The following is a 19,700-nucleotide window of genomic DNA, read 5'->3' on the forward strand; positions in this document are numbered from 1 at the left end:
GCCGGCGCTCGGTTACGGCGTGCCCGTTTCCACCGCGGTGCAGCGCCAGCGGAGGTCCTTGCCCAGTTCCAGGCGGAAGGCCATGGCCCGGAGCCGGTCTCCGGCGGCGATGCGGGCGAAGACCTCCAGGGCGCCCTCGCTGGGGACGTAGTAGCCGATGTCGTGGACGACAGGACGGCGGCCGGGGGTGCGCAGCGGGCTGAGTTCGGCGAGGCGGGCCAAGTCGTCGTAGGCACGGCCCGCGGTGTGGCGGAGCATCCAGTGGACGGGCCTCTGGCCGCTCAGGACGGCCAGCAGGCGGTCGGCGAAGAGGTCGGTCGGACGTTGCTGCCGCACGCCCGGCACAGGCGCCGTACGGGGCGTCTCGGCGCGCGCGGCGGCTGCCGGCCGGCTGGGCGTGCGGGGCGGTGCGCCGCCGGGGCGGCGGGAGTCGCGGCGGGTCGGCGGACGGTGCCGCGGGCGGGACTGGGCGGCGCGGCTCATGACCTTGTTCATGGGGGTCCCCCGTTCGGCGGGCCCGGCGATACCGGGCGGTAACTCGCTGGTGGGGATCTTGTACGGGGCGCGGGAGGGGCTCGCAAGGAAAGGGCGGGGGCCGGCGAGGGGGCGGGAGGTTCACCTATCCGAGGGGCTCGGTGGGCCCCCGGCCCCGTGTCCAAGCGGCCGGGCAGGGTGAATCGACGGCCCGTGGTGGACGCCTCCGGGGGAGTGGGCAGGGCCCCGAAAGGGGACGGGCGCACGTATCCTGAAGGCCCTCCGGGAGACGGCGCCAGCCGCCCTCCCCGGGGCCCCAGCGGAGCCTTTGACCAGGAAAGAGCGGCCAGCATGCGCGTCTACGTCCCCCTGACCCTCCCCGCTCTCGCCGAGGCGCACAAGACGGGTGAGCTGGGGAGCGGCCCGTTCGTCGCGTATGCCGTCACGCCCGCGCTGCGCGAGTGGTACGTCTCCGAGAACATCGAGGAGCTGGAGTACGCGGCGCTCGGCCGGGCGGCGCTGGCCTCGCTGCGGCTGCTGGCGGCGGAGCCGGGCGCGGTACGGCGCCGGGTCGTGGTCGCCGTGGACGTGCCCGACGGCGCCGTGAGCGTGGACCCGGACCGCGGACGCGCATCGTCCGCCCTCGGCGAGGTGACCGTGAAGGTGTCGGTGCCGCTCGCGAAGGCGGCCGCGGTGCACGTGGACGCGGACGACGCGGAGGCGGACGTGGCCGCGGCGGCCGACGCGCTGGAGGCGGCGGACGGCGGGGACGACGACGCGCGGTTCGTCGTGGACGAGGCGGACGACCAGGAGCTGCTGTGGTACGCCACGCAGGAGATCCCCCACCTGGTCGGGCAGGGCTGACCTGACCCGTGCGGGAGGACGGCCCGGCCCGGACCCGGCGGGAGCCGGGCCGACCTGGGACGCGCACTGATTGTCAGTGGCGGCGGGTACGGTCTTCGACATGGGGATGCACGGAAGCGCGCACATCGTCTGGGACTGGAACGGGACCCTGTTCCACGACAATGACGCGATCATCGGGGCGACGAACGCGGCCTTCGCGGAGCTGGGGCTCGCCCCGATCACGCTGGAGCAGTACCGGTCGCTGTACTGCGTGCCGGTGCCGAAGTTCTACGAGCGGCTGATCGGGCGGCTGCCGACCGACGCCGAGTGGGAGCTGATGGACGGGGTCTTCCACCGGCACTACGCCAGCCACCGCGTGCGGTGCAGACTCACCGAGGGCGCGGAGGAGCTGCTCGCGGGCTGGCGGTCGGCGGGGCACAGCCAGTCGCTGCTGAGCATGTACGGGCACGAGGAACTGGTGCCGCTGGTGCGGACCTTCGGCATCGAGGCGCACTTCCTGCGCGTCGACGGGCGCACCGGGCCGTCCGGGGGCAGCAAGGCCGAGCACATGGTGCGGCATCTGGAGGCGCTGGCGCAGGCGGTGCAGCCGGCGCGGACCGTGGTCATCGGGGACGCGGCGGACGACGCGGTCGCCGCGCGGTACGTGGGGGCGAAGGCCGTGCTGTACACCGGGGGCTCGCACAGCCGGGCCAGTCTGGAGGAAGTCGGGGTGCCGGTGGTGGACACCCTGGCCGACGCCGTGGCGGAGGCACGAAGAATCGCCGGTAAGGGCTGACCCCGCAGCGGGGGCGGTGAGGGCAGGGGGCGGCGAGCCGGGTGGGCGTGCCCGGCCGCGGCGGGACCCTTCAGTTCACCGGTGCCTTCGTGCGCAGGACGTTCAGGAACTCCCGCATCCAGGCCGGGTGGTCCGGCCAGGCGCGGGCGGAGACCAGGGTGCCGTCGACGACCGCCTCGGCGTCCTGGAAGCCCGCTCCGGCCGCCTGCATGTCCGGCTCCAGCGCGGGGTAGGCGGTGACCCTCCGGCCCCTCAGGGAGTCGATCGCGGCGGTGAGCAGCGGGCCGTGGCAGATCTGGGCGACCGGCTTGTCGGCGTCGAAGAACGCCTTCAGGATCTTGCGCAGCTCGGCGTCGTTGCGCAGATACTCGGGGGCCCGGCCGCCGGGGATGACGAGGGCCGCGTACTGCCCCGGGTCGACCTCGGCGAAGGCCAGGTCGGCGGGCCAGGTGTAGCCGGGTTTCTCGGTGTAGGTGTCGTAGCCGGGTTCGAAGTCGTGGACGACGAAGCGGAGCGTCTTGCGGGTGGGGGCCGCGATGTGGACCTCGTAGCCTTCCTCGCGCAGCCGCTGGTAGGGGTACAGGACCTCCAGGGACTCCGCTGCGTCGCCGGTGACGATGAGGATCTTGGTGGGCATGTGGGCTCCTCGGGGCGGACTCCGGGCTCTGCGGGGGGAACTCTGGGCACCGTGCCCCGGCCGGGCGCGCTTGCCAAGAGGGCCCGATGCTTTTCAGCGTGCGGCCAAAGGCCCGGGGCCGCGACCGGGTCGGCGACCGCCGCGTCCCGGGCCGGGGCACCCGTCGGCGGATACGTCACTCCGCCCCGCACCACCGCTGTGCAGAACGTCAAACTTCACCCCTCGGTTTTGTACACATACGGCTCATGACGGGCCCCGGGTAAGTGGCGATAGCCTTGTGGCGTGATCAGCGCGATATCTCGCGGGGGCGATCCTGCTCCTGCCCTGCGCCCGGGTTGCACGGAACGCTTCCGTGACCGGGCGGCGGTCGCTGGTCTTCGCGGGCGGGGCGGGGGCGCGGAAGCCTCCGGAGCGCCGGGACCGGTCCGGACGGCGACGGTGCCGAGAGCAGCGTCACACCCGACGGACATCTCGACAATGGCCGAATACCCCCCGCTCATCTCACCTCGCGGCATACCGTCGGAACCGACCGGACACCCCGGGCCGTGGCGTTATGTCGCAAGGGAAGAGACCGTACTTCCTTCTACGTCACGCAACGGCGCGCGACAGGAGCCAGAGGACAATGCAGACCAAGCTGGACGAAGCCAAGGCCGAGCTGCTCGAAAGGGCCGCACGGGTAGCTGAGAACAGCCCGGTCGGGGGGCACCTACCGACCGGGACGACGAGCGAGGGCACCCCCGGCACCCCGGACAGCGAATCCGTGCTCGCGTTCCTCCAGCGCTACTACCTGCACACCGCCCCGGAAGACCTCGCCGACCGCGACCCGGTCGACGTCTTCGGTGCCGCGGTCTCGCACTACCGTCTCGCCGAGACCCGCCCCCAGGGCACCGCGAACGTCCGGGTGCACACCCCGACGGTCGAGGAGAACGGGTGGACCTGCAGCCACACCGTGGTGGAGGTCGTCACCGACGACATGCCCTTCCTCGTCGACTCCGTGACGAACGAGCTGACCCGGCAGGGGCGCGGCATCCACGTCGTCATCCACCCGCAGTTCGTCGTCCGGCGTGACCTGACCGGCAGGCTGATCGAGGTGCTGCCGACCCCGCCCAGCGGCGACCTCCCGCACGACGCGCACATCGAGTCCTGGATCCACGTCGAGATCGACCGGGAGACCGACCGCGCCGACCTGAAGCAGATCTCCGCCGACCTGCTGCGCGTCCTGTCCGACGTCCGTGAGGCCGTCGAGGACTGGGAGAAGATGCGCGACGCGGCGACCCGGATCGCCGACGGCCTGGAGGACGAGCCCGTCCCCGACGACCTGCCCCGGCCCGAGGTCGAGGAGGCCCGCGAGCTGCTGCACTGGCTGCACGCGGACCACTTCACCTTCCTCGGCTACCGCGAGTACCAGCTGCGCGACGACGACACGCTCGCCGCCGTGCCCGGCACCGGTCTCGGCATACTGCGCTCGGACCCGCACCACGCCGAGGCCGACCAGCACCCCGTCAGCCCCTCCTTCGAGCGTCTCCCGGCCGACGCCCGCGCCAAGGCCCGCGAGCACAAGCTGCTCGTGCTGACCAAGGCCAACAGCCGGTCCACCGTGCACCGGCCGTCGTACCTGGACTACATCGGCGTCAAGAAGTTCGACGCGGCAGGCAACGTCGTCGGCGAGCGCCGCTTCCTCGGCCTGTTCTCCTCCGCCGCGTACACCGACTCGGTGCGCCGGGTCCCGGTGGTCCGCCGCAAGGTCGACGAGGTGCTGGACCGCGCCGGCTTCTCGCCCAACAGCCACGACGGCCGCGACCTGCTCCAGATCATGGAGACCTACCCGCGCGACGAGCTGTTCCAGACGCCGGTCGCCGAGCTCCAGTCGATCGTCACGAGCGTCCTCTACCTCCAGGAGCGCCGCAGGCTGCGGCTCTACCTGCGCCAGGACGAGTACGGCCGCTACTACTCGGCCCTCGTCTACCTCCCGCGCGACCGCTACACCACCGGCGTCCGCCTCAGGATCATCGACATCCTCAAGGAGGAGCTGGGCGGCACCAGCGTCGACTTCACCGCCTGGAACACCGAGTCGATCCTGTCCCGACTGCACTTCGTCGTCCGCGTCCCGCAGGGCACCGAGCTGCCCGAGCTGTCGGACGCCGACAAGGACCGCATCGAGGCGCGCCTGGTCGAGGCGGCCCGCTCCTGGGCCGACGCGTTCGCCGAGGCACTGACCGCCGAGTGCGGCGAGGAGCGCGCGGCCGAGGTGCTGCGCCGCTACAACCACGCCTTCCCCGAGGGCTACAAGGCCGACCACAGCCCGCGCGCCGCGGTCGCCGACCTGGTCCACCTGGAGCAGCTGAGCGAGGACAAGGCGTTCTCGCTGAGCCTGTACGAGCCGGTGGGCGCCGCGCCCGACGAGCGCCGCTTCAAGATCTACCAGAAGGGCGGCACGGTCTCCCTCTCCAAGGTGCTGCCGGTGCTGAGCCGGCTCGGCGTCGAGGTGACCGACGAGCGGCCGTACGAGCTGCGCTGCGCGGACCGCACCACCGCCTGGATCTACGACTTCGGTCTGCGCATGCCGAAGTCGCTCGGCGGCGGCAACGGCGACTACCTGGGCGACGACGGCCGTGAGCGGTTCCAGGAGGCGTTCGCCGCGACCTGGACCGGCAAGGCCGAGAACGACGGCTTCAACGCCCTCGTGCTGAGCGCCGGGCTGACCTGGCGGCAGGCGATGGTGCTGCGCGCCTACGCCAAGTACCTGCGGCAGGCCGGCTCGACCTTCTCGCAGGACTACATGGAGGACACCCTCCGCAACAACGTCCACACCACCCGGCTCCTCGTCTCCCTGTTCGAGGCCCGGATGTCCCCGGACCGGCAGAAGGCCGGGCTGGAGATCACCGACGCCCTGCTGGAGGAGCTGGACGCCGCCCTGGAGCAGGTGGCCAGCCTGGACGAGGACCGCATCCTGCGGTCCTTCCTGACCGTCATCAAGGCGACCCTGCGCACCAACTTCTTCCAGGAGGCGCACGGCGGCACGCCGCACGACTACGTCTCCATGAAGTTCGACCCGCAGGCCATCCCGGACCTGCCCGCGCCCCGCCCGGCGTACGAGATCTGGGTGTACTCGCCGCGGGTCGAGGGCGTGCACCTGCGCTTCGGCAAGGTCGCCCGAGGCGGCCTGCGCTGGTCCGACCGGCGTGAGGACTTCCGCACGGAGATCCTCGGCCTGGTCAAGGCGCAGATGGTGAAGAACACCGTCATCGTGCCGGTCGGCGCCAAGGGCGGCTTCGTCGCCAAGCAGCTGCCGGACCCGAGCGTGGACCGCGACGCCTGGCTCGCCGAGGGCATCGCCAGCTACAAGACGTTCATCTCGGCGCTGCTCGACATCACCGACAACATGGTGGCCGGTGAGGTCGTGCCGCCGCAGGACGTGGTCCGGCACGACGGCGACGACACCTACCTGGTGGTCGCCGCCGACAAGGGCACCGCGACCTTCTCGGACATCGCCAACGGGGTCGCCGAGAAGTACAACTTCTGGCTCGGCGACGCCTTCGCCTCCGGCGGCTCGGCCGGCTACGACCACAAGGGCATGGGCATCACCGCGCGCGGCGCCTGGGAGTCCGTGAAGCGGCACTTCCGTGAGCTGGGCGTGGACACGCAGTCCGAGGACTTCACGGTCGTCGGCATCGGTGACATGTCCGGTGACGTGTTCGGCAACGGCATGCTGCTCTCCGAGCACATCCGCCTGGTCGCCGCCTTCGACCACCGCCACATCTTCATCGACCCCGTCCCGGACGCGGCCACCTCCTACGCCGAGCGCCGCCGCCTGTTCGAGCTGCCCCGCTCCAGCTGGGCCGACTACGACACCGCGCTGCTGTCGCCGGGCGGCGGGATCTTCCCGCGCAGCGCCAAGTCGATCACGCTGAACAGCCACATCCGCGAGGCCCTCGGCATCGCCGACAAGGTCACCAAGATGACCCCGGCCGACCTGATGAAGACGATCCTCAAGGCGCCGGTGGACCTGCTGTGGAACGGCGGCATCGGGACGTACGTGAAGTCGTCGGCGGAGTCGAACGCCGACGTCGGCGACAAGGCCAACGACGCCATCCGCGTCGACGGCGCCGACCTGCGGGTCAAGGTCGTCGGCGAGGGCGGCAACCTGGGCCTGACCCAGCTCGGCCGCATCGAGTTCGCCATGCTCGGCGGCAAGATCAACACGGACGCGATCGACAACAGCGCCGGCGTGGACACCTCCGACCACGAGGTGAACATCAAGATCCTGCTGAACGGCCTGGTCGCGGACGGCGACATGACCGTCAAGCAGCGCAACAAGCTGCTCGCCGAGATGACCGACGAGGTCGGCGCGCTGGTCCTGCGCAACAACTACGCGCAGAACACCGCCCTCGCCAACGCCCTGTCCCAGGCCAACGCCATGCTCCACGCCCAGCAGCGGTTCATCCGCCACCTGGTGCGCGAGGGCCACCTGGACCGCGCGCTGGAGTTCCTGCCGACCGACCGGCAGATCCGCGAGCGCCTCGCACAGGGCCAGGGCCTGACCAGCCCGGAGACGGCCGTCGTGCTGGCGTACACGAAGATCACGGTCGCCGAGGAGCTGCTGCACACCTCGCTGCCGGACGACCCGTACCTGCGCACCCTGCTGCACGCGTACTTCCCGACGGCCCTGCGCGAGCGCTTCGCCGAGGCCATCGACAACCACCCGCTGCGGCGCGAGATCACCACGACCGTGCTGGTCAACGACACGGTGAACACGGGCGGTACGACGTACCTGCACCGTATGCGCGAGGAGACCGGCGCCTCCCTGGAGGAGATCGTCCGCGCCCAGACCGTGGCCCGCGCGATCTTCTCCTCGGCACCGGTGTGGGACGCGGTGGAGGCCCTGGACAACAAGGTCGACGCGGCCGTCCAGACCCGCATCCGGCTGCACTCGCGCCGCCTGGTCGAGCGCGGCACCCGCTGGCTGCTGAACAACCGGCCGCAGCCGCTCCAGCTCGCCGAGACGGTCGAGTTCTTCGTCGACCGGGTCGAGCGGGTCTGGCAGGAGCTGCCGAAGCTGCTGCGCGGCGCGGACCTGGAGTGGTACCAGCACGTGTACGACGAGCTGTCCGCGGCCGGCGTCCCGGACGAGATCGCCACCCGCGTGGCGGGCTTCTCCTCCGCCTTCCCGGCGCTCGACATCGTCTCGGTGGCCGACCGCATGGGCAAGGAGCCGCTGGACGTCGCCGAGGTCTACTACGACCTCGCCGACCGGCTCAGCATCACCCAGCTGATGGACCGGATCATCGAGCTGCCCCGCGCCGACCGCTGGCAGTCCATGGCCCGCGCCTCCATCCGCGAGGACCTGTACGCGGCGCACGCGGCCCTGACCGCGGATGTCCTCGCGGCGGGCAACGGCACCTCGACGCCGGAACAGCGGTTCGAGGCCTGGGAGCAGAAGAACTCCGCGATCCTGGGCCGGGCCCGCACCACCCTGGACGAGATCCGCAGCTCGGATTCGTTCGACCTCGCCAACCTGTCGGTGGCGATGCGCACGATGCGGACGCTGCTGCGCACGCACTCGTAGCCGGACGCGCACACCTGCGCAGCCGTCAGGCACGAAAGGCGCCCCGGGCCGACTGCGGTCCGGGGCGCCTTCGTCGCTGCCCGCCCCGACCGGGCTCTCCCGCCCTCCCTCGGCGAGAAACCCGCGACCCGCGTCGCGAGGAACGCGCGTCGCGCGTCCTGACGAACACGCGGCACGCGTCCCGACGAACCCGCGTCGCGTGCAACTCGCGGTGGAATTACCGTTTCCTGCGGATAGTGGAGCTTCGGGTAGGGTCGGTGCACCATGCACACCGCGTCGCCTGAGACCCAGCCGGAGCGCCGTACGGCACCGTCGCGCGGCACGGTGTCCCGCGTCGGCCGGGCGGCGGCGCAGGCCGCCGCCGCGCTCGTGGTGGTGCTGCTGCTCCTGGTGGTGATCCGCCTGCCGTGGGCGGGCGACCTCGGTATGCACGCGGCCACGGTCCAACGTCTCCGGCACAGCCTGCTGCACCCCGGCAACCCACTGGTCGACGCCGACACACCGAGCCCGTACTACTCGCCGTGGATGCTGGTGCTCGGCATCGTCGCCAAGCTGACCGGCCTGTCGGTCTTCGTGGTCCTGCGCCTGGCCGCGCTCGCCGGGCTGGGCCTGCTGGTCACCGGGGTGTGGCGCTACGTCCGCACCCTCAGCGCCCACCGTGCCGCCCCCGCCCTGGCCCTGCTCGCCCTGCTCCTCCTCTGGGGGCCGCGGCTCTTCGAGTGGAGCGGCTTCCTCGGGCTGAACTCCCTCGCGCTGACGGTGTCGTACCCCAGCGTGTTCGCGCTCGGGCTCACCTTCCACTTCTGGGCATGGCTGACGCGCTCGCCGCTCGTGGAGACCGGCCGGCCGGGGTGGGTCGGGCTGGGGCTGCTGTGGGCGGTGATCCTGCTGTGTCACCAGTTCACCGGGGTCGTGGCCTCCCTCGGTGCCCTCGCCGTGCTGCTCGCGGCCCGGCCGGCCCGGACGGTGCTGCTCCGGCTCGGCGCCGGGCTGTCGGCGGGGCTGCTGGTGCTGTGGCTCTGGCCGTACTACGACTTCTTCGAGCTGTTCGCCGCGGGCGCGGACCTGGAGGCCATCCACCGGCCGCTGTACCAGGACCTCGCCGGAAGGTTCGGACTGGTGTCGCTCGGGGTGGTGGCGCTGGCCTTCCGGTGGCGGCGGAACCACCGGGACCCGCTGGTCCTCTTCTTCCTCCTCGGCGCGCTCGTGTGCGCGGCGGGCGGTCTGACCGGCCACTACTCCTGGGGCCGCGCCCTGCCTGCGGCGCTGATCCCGGCACAGCTCGCGGCCGCGCTGGAGGTGGTGTCGGCGGGGCGGCGGGCGGTGCGCCAGGGGTGGGCGTGCCTGCTGCTCGCCGCGCTGGCGGTGGGGGCGTGGACGCAGGCCGGGACGCTCGGGTACGTGGTGGGGCGGGACGGGCTGCCCGGGGTGGTCGCCGCGAAGTACCGGACGCCCTGGGCGGGTTATCAATGGATCATGCGGGCCGGGGTGGAGTACGGGGACGTGGTGATGGCCCGCACGTTTCCGGCTCGGCAGATCCCCGCGTACGGGCCGTACACCGTGGCGCCCGGGTATCCGGACGTGTTCCTGGCGGACGGCGCGCGGCGGGAGGCGGCGGTGGAGCGGTATTTCGCGGCGGGAGCGTCCGGGGAGGAGCGGCGGGGGATTCTGCGGGAGTACGGGGTGCGGTGGGTCGTCGGCGGTCCGTCGTCGGCGGCACCGTGGCTCCGGAAGGCGGCCGTGGGTCCGGGCCACCAGGTCCTGTACCGAGTGCTCCGCTGAGCGGCCCGGGGCGGACGGCCGACCCGCTCAGCGCAACGCACTCGCCACCAGCCGCACGGCGTTCCGCACCCGGGGGCGGGCCAGCCGTCGGACCATCGGACGGATCACCCGGGCCGTCGCTCCGACCGGATGCCAGCGAAGCTGGAGACGCCCGGGGTTGCGGGACTCCGGTTCGACCGTGAGTTCGTGGGCGCCGACCCGGATCCTGCGGGGCGGGATGTCGAGGGGCGCCAGCAGCAGGCCCGAGTGGGACAGGCCCTGCTGGTCGAGGCGGATCACGGGGTGGCGTACGCCCTCGAAGCCGTGGAGGGGGAGCGAGGCGGCGGCGAGGTCGAGGCGGACCGTGCCGTCGAAGACGCCGGGACGGACCGGGTCCAGCCGGAAGGGGATCGTCATCCGGCGCCGGCCCGGAGTGAGGAGCAGGGACGCGCGCTGCGGGCCCACGGGCAGGCGGAGGCCGGGGTCGTACGTGCGGATCGCGAGGGTCAGCGACGCACCCGGGCCGGGCGTCAGCTCGGTGATCTCGTGGCGGAACTGGGCCGCGGAGAACGGCCGGGTGTCCAACTCCAGCTCGGACAGGTCCAGTTCGCGGCGGGCACGGTCCGTGGCGGGCGGCGTGTCACCCCAGTACGGGGTGCCCGCGGCGTCGGTCGTCACGTGCCGTGGCGCCACCCCGTGTCCCAGCCCGCGCGCCGCCAGCCGGGCCTCGGCCGTGCGGCCGTCCCGCACCAGCTCCAGCACCACCCGCTCCGGCCGCGGCAGCCGTTCGTACGCGCCGGGGGACAACGTGTCCAGGTAGGGGTTCATCAGGTCCGCGAAGGAGGCCAGCCACTCCTCGTCCCGGTACGGCAGGTCGCCGGCGTACATCCGGAAGTCGTGCTTGAGGAACTTGTAGTCCTTGTCCTCCCGCAGCCCCGCGTGCCCGCTGCTCACCAGGAACTCGTCGATCAGCCGCTGCACGTGCACGCGGTCGCGGACGTTGGAGAGCCTGTGCCGCTGGTTGGAGATGGAGGCGGCGGACGCGGCGGCGAACGGCTCGATGTACCAGACGTACACCGGGTCCGGAATGATCGTGAACGCCTCGGCCAGGCAGTACGCCTGCGCCGAGAACAACTGGTCCTCGTAGTGGATGCCCTCGGGGAAGCGCAGCCGGTGGCGGTCCAGGAAGGTGCGGGCGTACATCTTGCTGGTCGCCAGGTGCTCGAAGAGCAGCCGCGGCTCCTCCTCGATGCCCGCCAGCGTGCGGCGTTCGGCGACCAGGTGCGGCATCCAGGTCGAGCGGCGGCCGTTGTCCACCCGGACCCGGCGGACCGCGCCCATGGCGAAGTCCACCTCCTGGGCGCGATGCGCGGCGAGCAGCAGTTCCACCGCTCGCGGCGGGAGTTCGTCGTCGCTGTCCAGGAACATCAGGTACGGCGCCCGGGCGATCTCGATGGCCCGGTTGCGCGGGGCGCTGCACCCGCCGCTGTTGTCCGGCAGGCGGATGCAGCGGATGCGGTGGTCCTGCGCCGCCAGCGCCCGTGCCACGGACGGCGTGTCGTCCGTGGAGTGGTCGTCGCTGATGATGATCTCGATGTTCGTGTGGGTCTGCGCGCGCAGGGAGGCGACCGCACGCGGGAGGCGGGCCGCGTCGTTGTGGACGATGACCGTGACCGTGACGTCGGGGAGGGTCATGCCGTGGCCTCCTCGGGGGTGGGGGCGGGGGTGCGGTCCTCCACGGGGAGCACCGGTGGCAGTACCTCCTCCGGTTCGCCGAGGAACACCCGCCGGACGACCCGCTCGGCGGCGCGCCCGTCGTCGTACTCGCAGAACCGGCGCCGGAACGCCGCCCGCGCCTTGGCCGCGCTCTCGTCGCGCCAGGCGCCGGAGACGAAGATCTCCGTGAGTTCCTCCTGGGTGCGGGCGACCTGGCCGGGGTGTTCGGCCATCAGGTCGAAATAGACACCGCGGGTGGTCCGGTAGGTCTCCCAGTCGTCGGCGTGGATCACGATCGGCCGGTCCAGGTTGGCGTAGTCGAACATGATCGACGAGTAGTCCGTGACCAGCGCGTCGGCGGCCAGGCACAGTTCCTCGACGGGGTCGTAGGAGGAGACGTCGATGATCCGGCCGGAGCGGCGCAGGCCGGTCAGCGGGGAGGCGGTGCCGCCGTAGAAGTAGTGGGCGCGGACCAGGAGGACGGTGTTCTCGCCGAGGCGGTCGGCGAGGGCGGCGAGGTCGACCCGGGGGGTGAAGCCGGCCTCGTAGTCGCGGTGGGTGGGGGCGTACAGGACGGCCGTCCGGCCGGGCGCGATGCCGAGGCGGTCGCGGGCCGCGCGGACGTCGGCGGCGGTGGCCGTGTAGTACACGTCGTTGCGCGGATAACCGTGGTCCAGCGAGGTGTAGCGGGACGGGTAGGCGCGCTCCCACATGCGGGTGGAGTGGCTGTTGGCGCTGATGCTGTAGTCCCACTTGTCGATGCGGGCCAGCAGGGCGGCGAAGTCCAGGCCCTGGGCGGCGGCCGGATGGTCCATCTGGTCCAGGCCCATGCGTTTGAGCGGGGTGCCGTGGTGGGTCTGGAGGTGGATGGCGTCCGGGCGCTTCACCACACCGTTCGGGAAGTTGACGTTGTTCGTGAGGTACTTGGCGGTGGCCAGGGTCTCCCAGTAGCGGCGGGTGCCGGGGATCACGTGGTCGGTGCCGGGCGGCAGCAGGGCCGCCTTCTCCTTGTTGACGACCCACACGGGGTGGATGTGCGGGGCGAGCTCGGCCAGCTTGGCGGCGATCGCGGCCGGGTTGCAGGCCACGCCGCGGTCCCAGTAGGCGGCGAACACGGCCAGGCCGGGGTCCACCGGGCGGCTCAGGGCGCGGCGGTACAGGTGGTCGCGGACCTTGACGCCCAGTTGCCGCTTGCGGGTCCGTACGGCCGCGCGGGCGGCGCGGCGGGTGCGGTTGGCGGCCTGGAACGCGCGGTACCTGGCGTAGGCGCCCTCCTCCAGCAGCCCGTGCCGCACGCCCTCGGGACCTGCCGGGCGCCGGTGGCCCTCGGGACGCCAGCGGACCGCGGCCAGGGAGGCGCGGCGGAAGAACTCGCGGGCCAGCGGCTCGGGCAGGTCCTCGCGGGCGAAGGTGCGCACCAGGTCACGCACCATGAGGTCGTACAGCACCGCGCGGGGGGCGCGGCGGTCCCGGGTGAGCGGGAGCAGGGACTCGTAGCGGTCGATGAGCGCGAGGCGGTCCTCGGGGGCGCGCGGGGGCAGGCTCTCGGGGCGCAGCACGCGGTGTTCGTAGGCGGGCTGGTTCAGGCAGGCGACGCGGTCGGCGCACAGCAGGGCCGAGTGGGCGGCGCACGGCTCGTCGTCGGTGGTCAACTGCTCCTCGTGGGCCTGCCAGAACGCGGCACGCAGGGCGCGGTTGCCGAGCAGCGGGGTGAGCCGCAGCAGGTCGGCCGCCTCGGCCAGGGGGAGACCGGCCCGGCCGACGGCGGCGAGCCGGCGCCCGTCCCGGGAGGGGACGGCGGCGGTCTTCCAGGTGGTGGTGACGTGGTCGAAGAGCAGGACGTCCACCGGGGGGCCGACGGCGTCCAGTTCGGCGGTCCGTTCGGCGATCAGGCGGGGCGCGCCGGCCGGCAGGCCGTCCTTGGCGTGGACGAAGTGCAGCCAGCGGCCGGTCGCGCGGGCGGCGCCGGCCGTCCGGGCCGCCGCGTCACCGGTGCCGTCCGGCAGCGGTACGACGATCGTCTCGGTGGTGTGGCGTTCGGCCGTCTCCCGGGCCCAGTCGCCGACGGCGGCGACGATCACCTCGGCATCGGGGAGGGGGTGGGCCGCCAAGGAGTCCAGTAGCTCGGCCAGATGTCCCTGCGTGTTCGGTCCGTGGACGATCACGCTCAGCTGGGGCATCGCAGGGACTCCTTCGGCTCGTCGTCTCCGAGTACACCTTTCATAACATACTGCTACTAAACGGATGAAAGGGATAATCGTGTCTCGGGTAAGAGCTGGGCTCAGGAGGGAAGAGGGACTTTCGGCGCCTCCGGGTTCCCCGCGGTCTTCGCCTCCGGGTTCCCTCCTGTGTTCGCCTCCGGGTTCCCCGCGGTTTTCGCCTCCGGGTTCCCTCCTGTGTTCGCCTCCGGGTTCCCCGCGGTTTTCGCCTCGGCCTTGGGTGCGGGGCTCTTCGGGGCGGGCTTCTTCGGGGCCGGCTTCTTGTCGCCGGTGAAGGCCTCGTACTCCTTCATGACCTCCTCCGTCGGCCCGTCCATGCGCAGCTCGCCGCGCTCCAGCCACAGGACCCGCTCGCAGGTGTCGCGGATCGACTTGTTGTTGTGGCTGACCAGGAAGACCGTGCCCGCGTGCTGTCGCAGCTCGCGGATGCGTGCCTCGGAACGCTTCTGGAAGGAGCGGTCGCCGGTGGCCAGCGCCTCGTCGATCAGCAGGACGTCGTGGTCCTTGGCGGCGGCGATGGAGAAGCGGAGCCGGGCGGCCATGCCGGAGGAGTACGTGCGCATCGGCAGGGTGATGAAGTCGCCCTTCTCGTTGATCCCGGAGAAGTCGACGATGTCCTGGTACCGCTCCTTGACCTGCTCCCGGGACATGCCCATGGCGAGCCCGCCGAGGAAGACGTTCCGCTCGCCGGTGAGGTCGTTCATCATGGCCGCGTTGACGCCCAGCAGGGACGGCTGGCCGTCGGTGTAGATGTGCCCGTTCTCCACCGGGAGCAGCCCGGCGACGGCCTTGAGCAGGGTCGACTTGCCGGAGCCGTTGGTGCCGATGAGTCCGATCGCCTCACCCTTGTAGGCGACGAACGACACCTTCTTGACCGCGTGCACCTTGCGCACGCCGGCCGCCTTCTCGGCCTGCTTGCGGCGCAGGATGCGGTTGAGGGCGGCGGTGGCGGTGCCGCGGCCGGCACCGGTGCCGTTGACCCGGTAGACGATGTCGACGGCGTCGGCGACGACGGTGGGGGCCTTCTCGGTGTTCTCGGGGGTCTGCTCAGCCACGGCCGTACGTCTCCTCAGCCTTCCAGAAGTAGATGAAGCCGCCGATGCCAGCGAGCAGGGCCCAGCCCGTGGCCGCCGCCCACACGTGCGGGGGCAGCGACGCGGCGTGGAAGCTGTCGATCAGCGCGAACCGCATCAGGTCGATGTAGACGGCGGCCGGGTTCAGCTCCAGCAGGACCGTGACGACGCGCGGCAGCTTGTCGTGCGAGGTGATCTTGTCGATGCTCCACATCACACCGGACACGTACATCCAGGTGCGCAGCACGAAGGGCATCAGCTGGGCGATGTCCGGGGTCTTGGCGCCCATCCGGGCCACGATCATCGACACGCCCGCGTTGAACGTGAACTGCAGAACGAGCGCCGGGATCGCCAGCACCCACGAGACGGCGACCGGCACGCCGAAGACGAGCAGGATGACGATCAGCGCGGCCATCGAGAACAGCAGCTGCTGGAGCTGCTGGAGCGCGAAGGAGATCGGCAGGGCGGCGCGCGGGAAGTGCAGGGCGCGCACCAGGCCGAGGTTGCCGGAGATCGCGCGGGTGCCGGCCATGATCGAGCTCTGCGTGAACGTCCAGATGAACACGCCCGTGACCAGGAAGGGGACGTAGTCCGGCACGTTGTGCTTGGTGCCGAGCAGCACGCCGAAGATGAAGTAGTAGACCGCCGCGTTCAGCAGCGGGTTCATGACCTGCCAGATCTGGCCGAGCTTCGCCTGGCTGTACTGAGCGGTGAGCTTGGCGGTGGCGAAGGCGCTGATGAAGTGGCGCCGGGCCCACAGCTGGCGGACGTACTCCGGCAGGGAGGGGCGGGCGCCGCTGACCGACAGGCCGTGCCGGGCCGCGAGCGCCGCGAGATCGTCGCCGGCCGGGGCCCGGGTGGGGGGCGGTGTGTGGAGGACCTGGCTCACATCCGCTGCTTTCGCTCGGGGGAGGGGGTGCTGCGCCCGGCTCTCGCCGGGTTCGCCGTGTCCGAGCCCGTCGTCCGGCGTTTCCTTACGCTTCTCTTCATGTTCTCTTACGTCGGGACGGGACCGTATCGTCGCAACGTGAGACTAGGCCCAAGGGACGTCGGAACGCAACCGTTTCGTCGTGACGGCCTATGCTGTGCGGTATGACGACGAACGCCGCCGAGTCCGCCGACGAGCCGCCGGCGCGTCCGCGCCGCCGGGCGCCCGCCGGGGCGGCCGTGCTCCGGGAGGACGTGACCGAGGCCATCCGGGCGGCCGTCTTCGAGGAACTGGCGGCCGTCGGCTACGCGCGCATGTCCATCGAGGGCATCGCCCGCCGGGCCGGCGTCGGCAAGACGGCGGTGTACCGGCGCTGGCGTTCGAAACTCCACCTGGTCCTGGACGTCGTCTCCGCGATGGCCGTGACCGGCTTCCCGGTCCCCGACACGGGCTCTCTGGAGGGCGACCTGCGCCTCCTCTACGAGGTCACCTCCCGTGCCCTGCGCCACCCGGTGGCGTCCCAGATCATCCCCGATCTCCAGGCGGAGGCGGCCCGCAACCCCGAGATCGCGGAGGCGCTCCAGAAGGCGCTGCGGGACGGCCAGGAGGGTGTGGCCAGCAGGATCGTGGCGGCGGCGGAAGCGCGGGGGGAACTGGGTCCGGGCGTCGACCCCGACCTCGCCCTGGACCTGATCTCGGGCCCCCTCTACTGGCGCTCGGTGGTCATCCGCTCCCCCAAACTCCCCAAGGGCTACCTGGAAAAGCTGGCCCGGGCCACGGCAGGGGCGCTCAAGGCACTGTGACACCCGCTGGTCGCCCGCCCGCCGCCGGCCGGGCGGCGGGCGGGACCGGCCGGCGCAGTGAGGCCGACGGGGTCCGCCAGGGTCCTTCGTTTGGATCAGGCCGGATCAGGGAGCGGTGCCAGGGCCCGCGAGCCCGGCATGATCCAAACGAGAGGCCCTAGGAGCGTGCCGCCTCCGGATGGCCGAGCAGCCAGCCCTCCCAGGCCGACGCGACCATGTCCTGGACGTCGTACTTGGCCCGCCAGCCGAGTTCCGTGGCGATCCGGGTGGCGGAGGCCACGACGCGGGCGGGGTCGCCGGGGCGGCGGGGGGTGACCGTCGGGGGACGGTCGTAACCGGTGACCGCGTTGACGCAGTCGATCATCTCGCGGACGGAGACACCCTCGCCGCGGCCGATGTTGAGGGTCAGATCGGTGCCGGGGGAGGAGCGCAGGGCGCGGGCGACGGTCACATGGGCCTCGGCCAGGTCGGCGACGTGGATGTAGTCGCGCACGCAGGTGCCGTCGGGGGTCGGGTAGTCGTCGCCGAAGACACGTGGCGCAGCGCCCTCGCCGAGCCGTTCGAAGACCATCGGGATCAGGTTGGACACGCCGTTGTCGGCCAGCTCGGGGTCGGCCGCGCCCGCCACGTTGAAGTAGCGGAGCGATGCCGTGGCGAGGCCGGTCGCCCGGCCCGTGGCACGGACCAGCCACTCGCCGGCCAGCTTGGTCTCGCCGTAGGGGGACAGCGGGTGGCAGGGGGTCTCCTCCGTCACCAGGTCGACGTCGGGCATGCCGTAGACGGCCGCGGAGGAGGAGAAGAGGAAGGAGCGGATCTCCGCCTTCGTCACCGCCTCCAGCAGCACGCGCAGACCCTCGACGTTCTCCCGGTAGTAGTGCAGCGGGCGGAGCACCGACTCACCCACCTGCTTCTTCGCCGCCAGATGCACCACCCCGGTGATCCCGTGCCCGGCGAGGGCGCGGGCCACCGCGTCCGCGTCCAGGACCGAGCCGCGCACCAGGGGGATCTCGGCCGGTACCCGCTCGGCGACACCTGTGGACAGGTCGTCGTAGACGACCGCGCGCTCGCCCGCCTCGGCCATCGCCCGTACGACGTGCGCCCCGATGTATCCGGCACCGCCGGTGATCAGCCAGGTCATGTGCGGGGCGTCTCCTCGTCAGCTGGTCGGTGGGCCCGGGTGTCGTCCGCCGGGCCCCGGTCCCGTGTCCCAGTGAAGCAGGCGGCGGAGCCGGCCGCGGGCCACCCTCAGCACTCCGCGCGGGCCGGTCGCCACACGCACCGCCAGCGCGCCGGAGTGCGTGGCGTACGGCTGCACCAGGATCACGCCGTGCACGGCGCTCGGCACGGCGCGTCGGCGCAGCCGTCCGGCGCCCGCGAGGGCGTGCGCCGTGACCTCCCGTCGCGCGCCGTCCGCGAAGCGCAGGGTCAGCCGCAGGTCCCAGGTACCCGAGCCGAGTGCCGCCGGCTGGACGGGCACCTGCGCCGACCAGACGTCCGCGCCGGCGGGCGTGAGCGTCACCGTCGTACGCCCGCCCGTGCGCTCGTCCTCGCGCGCGTGCCACTCCACGTCCACCTCCCGCGGGCCCGCCCCGGCCACCCTTCCGTACAGCTCGTGCAGCCGCAGACACAGCAGCGAGGCTCGCGCGCGCGGGCGCAGTTCCGCGTCCACCGCGAGGGGGAGCGCGGAGACGGGTCCGGTCAGCAGCGGGGCCAGGGAGACCTGGGGGAGGCCGGGGGACCAGACCGGGGTGCCGTCGGCGGCGCGGGCGTAGGGCGGGAGCAGCCGGGCGGGGCGGGCGGCGAGTTCGCGCAGGCGGGGCAGGTCGCGGGGCTCGGGGGAGGTCAGGACGACCCGTGCGAGCAGGCGGCCGGGGGCGGCGGGGTTGGGATTCCAGTCGGCCGCGTCGTAGCGCGCGAGGTACTCCCGGGTGTGCGCCCACCACGCGCGCTGGTAGTCCGCGTCGCGCAACCCCAGTTCGCGCGCGTACATACGCACCTCGTGGTCGAGGAACTTGGCCCGTGCCGCCCGCGCCAGCTCCTTCTGCCCGGCGCCCAGCAGAATGTCGTACGCCAGCGCGCACGCCTCGACGCGCGCCGTCCAGTTCTCGATGCGCTCGCGGTCCAGTGAGAGCGACAGCCGCTCGGCCGACCGGCGCACCTGCCACACGTAGACCCGGTCGGGGACGAGTGCGACCCGCGGGCTCGCGGCCAGCACGCGCGCGGTGAAGACGAAGTCCTCGTAGAGGAAGCGGCCCTCGGGGAAGCGGATGCCGTGTGCGCGCAGGAAGTCGGTGCGGTACAGCTTGTTGACGCACAGTGTGTCGTGGACCAGCCGGGGGCGCTGGGAGGGGTGCGCGAGGACGGTGGGCGCCGTGTAAAGGGGTGCCTGCCAGGGCTGTTCGCGCCCCGAGGGCAGCTCCCGGCGCACGCACAAGCCGCTCGCGACCTCGGCGCGCGCCCCCGTGGCCGCCGCCCGCAGCGCCTCCACCGCACCGGGCGGCAGCACGTCGTCGCTGTCCAGGAACATCACGTACGGCGCCGTCGCCGCGTCGATCCCGGTGTTGCGGGGGCTGCCGCAGCCGCCGCTGTTCACACTCCGGCGCAGCACCCGCAACCGCGGTTCGCCGGCGGCCAGCTCGCCGAGCAGTCCGTCGCTGCCGTCGGTGGAGCAGTCGTCCACCGCGATCACCTCGGCGACCGCGGGCCCCTGCGCCAGCGCCGAGCGCACGGCGTCGGCCACATGGGCGCGGTCGTTGTACCCGATGACGACGACGGCGACCCGAGGCTCCGGCTCCGGGGCCGGTTCCGCGTGCGGTTCTCGCGGTGGTCGGGGTTCTGGATGCATGGGGTCCATGGGTCGGCGGCGGAGAAATGTCCGGTGACG

General features: G+C 72.3%; 13 protein-coding genes. 5 read left to right on the forward strand and 8 right to left on the reverse strand.

What is annotated here, in order from left to right:
* Nucleotides 1-12: 12 nt before the first annotated feature.
* Entirely contained in the window at nucleotides 13-495 is a 483-nt protein-coding gene (locus ACZ7KF_RS16675; RefSeq protein ID WP_471074575.1) for an Rv3235 family protein, read from the reverse strand.
* Nucleotides 496-825: 330 nt separating this feature from the next.
* Between ACZ7KF_RS16675 and ACZ7KF_RS16680 the strand changes: the two genes are divergently transcribed.
* Nucleotides 826-1,338, forward strand: a complete 513-nt coding sequence (locus tag ACZ7KF_RS16680; RefSeq protein WP_471074578.1) for a DUF6912 family protein — start codon at nucleotides 826-828, stop codon at nucleotides 1,336-1,338.
* A gap of 100 nt (nucleotides 1,339-1,438) precedes the next feature.
* Nucleotides 1,439-2,113 carry an HAD family hydrolase gene (locus tag ACZ7KF_RS16685; protein WP_471074580.1) on the forward strand — a complete coding sequence of 225 codons (675 nt, stop codon included), beginning with the start codon at nucleotides 1,439-1,441 and terminating at the stop codon, nucleotides 2,111-2,113.
* A 70-nt stretch (nucleotides 2,114-2,183) separates the two neighbouring features.
* Here the strand turns inward: ACZ7KF_RS16685 and ACZ7KF_RS16690 are convergent, their stop codons facing one another.
* Nucleotides 2,184-2,750, reverse strand: coding sequence for a DJ-1/PfpI family protein (locus tag ACZ7KF_RS16690; RefSeq protein WP_471074583.1), 567 nt, complete (start codon nucleotides 2,748-2,750; stop codon nucleotides 2,184-2,186).
* Nucleotides 2,751-3,372: 622 nt separating this feature from the next.
* Between ACZ7KF_RS16690 and ACZ7KF_RS16695 the strand changes: the two genes are divergently transcribed.
* On the forward strand, nucleotides 3,373-8,316 hold the full coding sequence (locus ACZ7KF_RS16695; protein ID WP_471074586.1) for an NAD-glutamate dehydrogenase: 4,944 nt from the start codon (nucleotides 3,373-3,375) through the stop codon (nucleotides 8,314-8,316).
* Between the two features lie 264 nt (nucleotides 8,317-8,580).
* A complete protein-coding gene (locus ACZ7KF_RS16700) occupies nucleotides 8,581-10,098 on the forward strand; it encodes a hypothetical protein (RefSeq protein ID WP_471074589.1) in 1,518 nt (505 codons plus the stop codon).
* A gap of 27 nt (nucleotides 10,099-10,125) precedes the next feature.
* Here ACZ7KF_RS16700 and ACZ7KF_RS16705 read toward each other — a convergent pair whose 3' ends face one another.
* From ACZ7KF_RS16705 to ACZ7KF_RS16720, 4 genes are all read right to left on the reverse strand, one after another.
* Nucleotides 10,126-11,772, reverse strand: coding sequence for a glycosyltransferase (locus tag ACZ7KF_RS16705; protein WP_471074592.1), 1,647 nt, complete (start codon nucleotides 11,770-11,772; stop codon nucleotides 10,126-10,128).
* Nucleotides 11,769-13,973, reverse strand: a complete 2,205-nt coding sequence (locus ACZ7KF_RS16710) for a CDP-glycerol glycerophosphotransferase family protein (RefSeq protein WP_471074595.1) — start codon at nucleotides 13,971-13,973, stop codon at nucleotides 11,769-11,771. The genes ACZ7KF_RS16705 and ACZ7KF_RS16710 overlap by 4 nt, the downstream gene beginning before the upstream one ends.
* A gap of 101 nt (nucleotides 13,974-14,074) precedes the next feature.
* Nucleotides 14,075-15,067: an ABC transporter ATP-binding protein gene (locus ACZ7KF_RS16715; protein WP_471074598.1), complete on the reverse strand. Its 993-nt coding sequence runs from the start codon at nucleotides 15,065-15,067 to the stop codon at nucleotides 14,075-14,077.
* Complete coding sequence (locus ACZ7KF_RS16720; RefSeq protein ID WP_471074601.1) at nucleotides 15,060-15,974, reverse strand: ABC transporter permease; 915 nt, start codon at nucleotides 15,972-15,974, stop codon at nucleotides 15,060-15,062. The genes ACZ7KF_RS16715 and ACZ7KF_RS16720 overlap by 8 nt, the downstream gene beginning before the upstream one ends.
* Before the next feature lie 203 nt (nucleotides 15,975-16,177).
* On the opposite strand from ACZ7KF_RS16720, the gene ACZ7KF_RS16725 reads away from it, so the two are divergent.
* Nucleotides 16,178-16,816, forward strand: coding sequence for a TetR/AcrR family transcriptional regulator (locus tag ACZ7KF_RS16725; RefSeq protein ID WP_471074604.1), 639 nt, complete (start codon nucleotides 16,178-16,180; stop codon nucleotides 16,814-16,816).
* A gap of 157 nt (nucleotides 16,817-16,973) precedes the next feature.
* Here ACZ7KF_RS16725 and galE read toward each other — a convergent pair whose 3' ends face one another.
* Together galE and ACZ7KF_RS16735 are read right to left on the reverse strand one after the other, a co-directional pair.
* Nucleotides 16,974-17,954 carry a UDP-glucose 4-epimerase GalE gene (galE, locus tag ACZ7KF_RS16730; protein WP_471074607.1) on the reverse strand — a complete coding sequence of 327 codons (981 nt, stop codon included), beginning with the start codon at nucleotides 17,952-17,954 and terminating at the stop codon, nucleotides 16,974-16,976.
* Nucleotides 17,955-17,972: 18 nt separating this feature from the next.
* Nucleotides 17,973-19,670, reverse strand: a complete 1,698-nt coding sequence (locus ACZ7KF_RS16735) for a glycosyltransferase (RefSeq protein WP_471074610.1) — start codon at nucleotides 19,668-19,670, stop codon at nucleotides 17,973-17,975.
* Between the last annotated feature and the right edge of the window lie 30 nt (nucleotides 19,671-19,700).

The organism is Streptomyces sp. NPDC038200 (assembly GCF_055600785.1).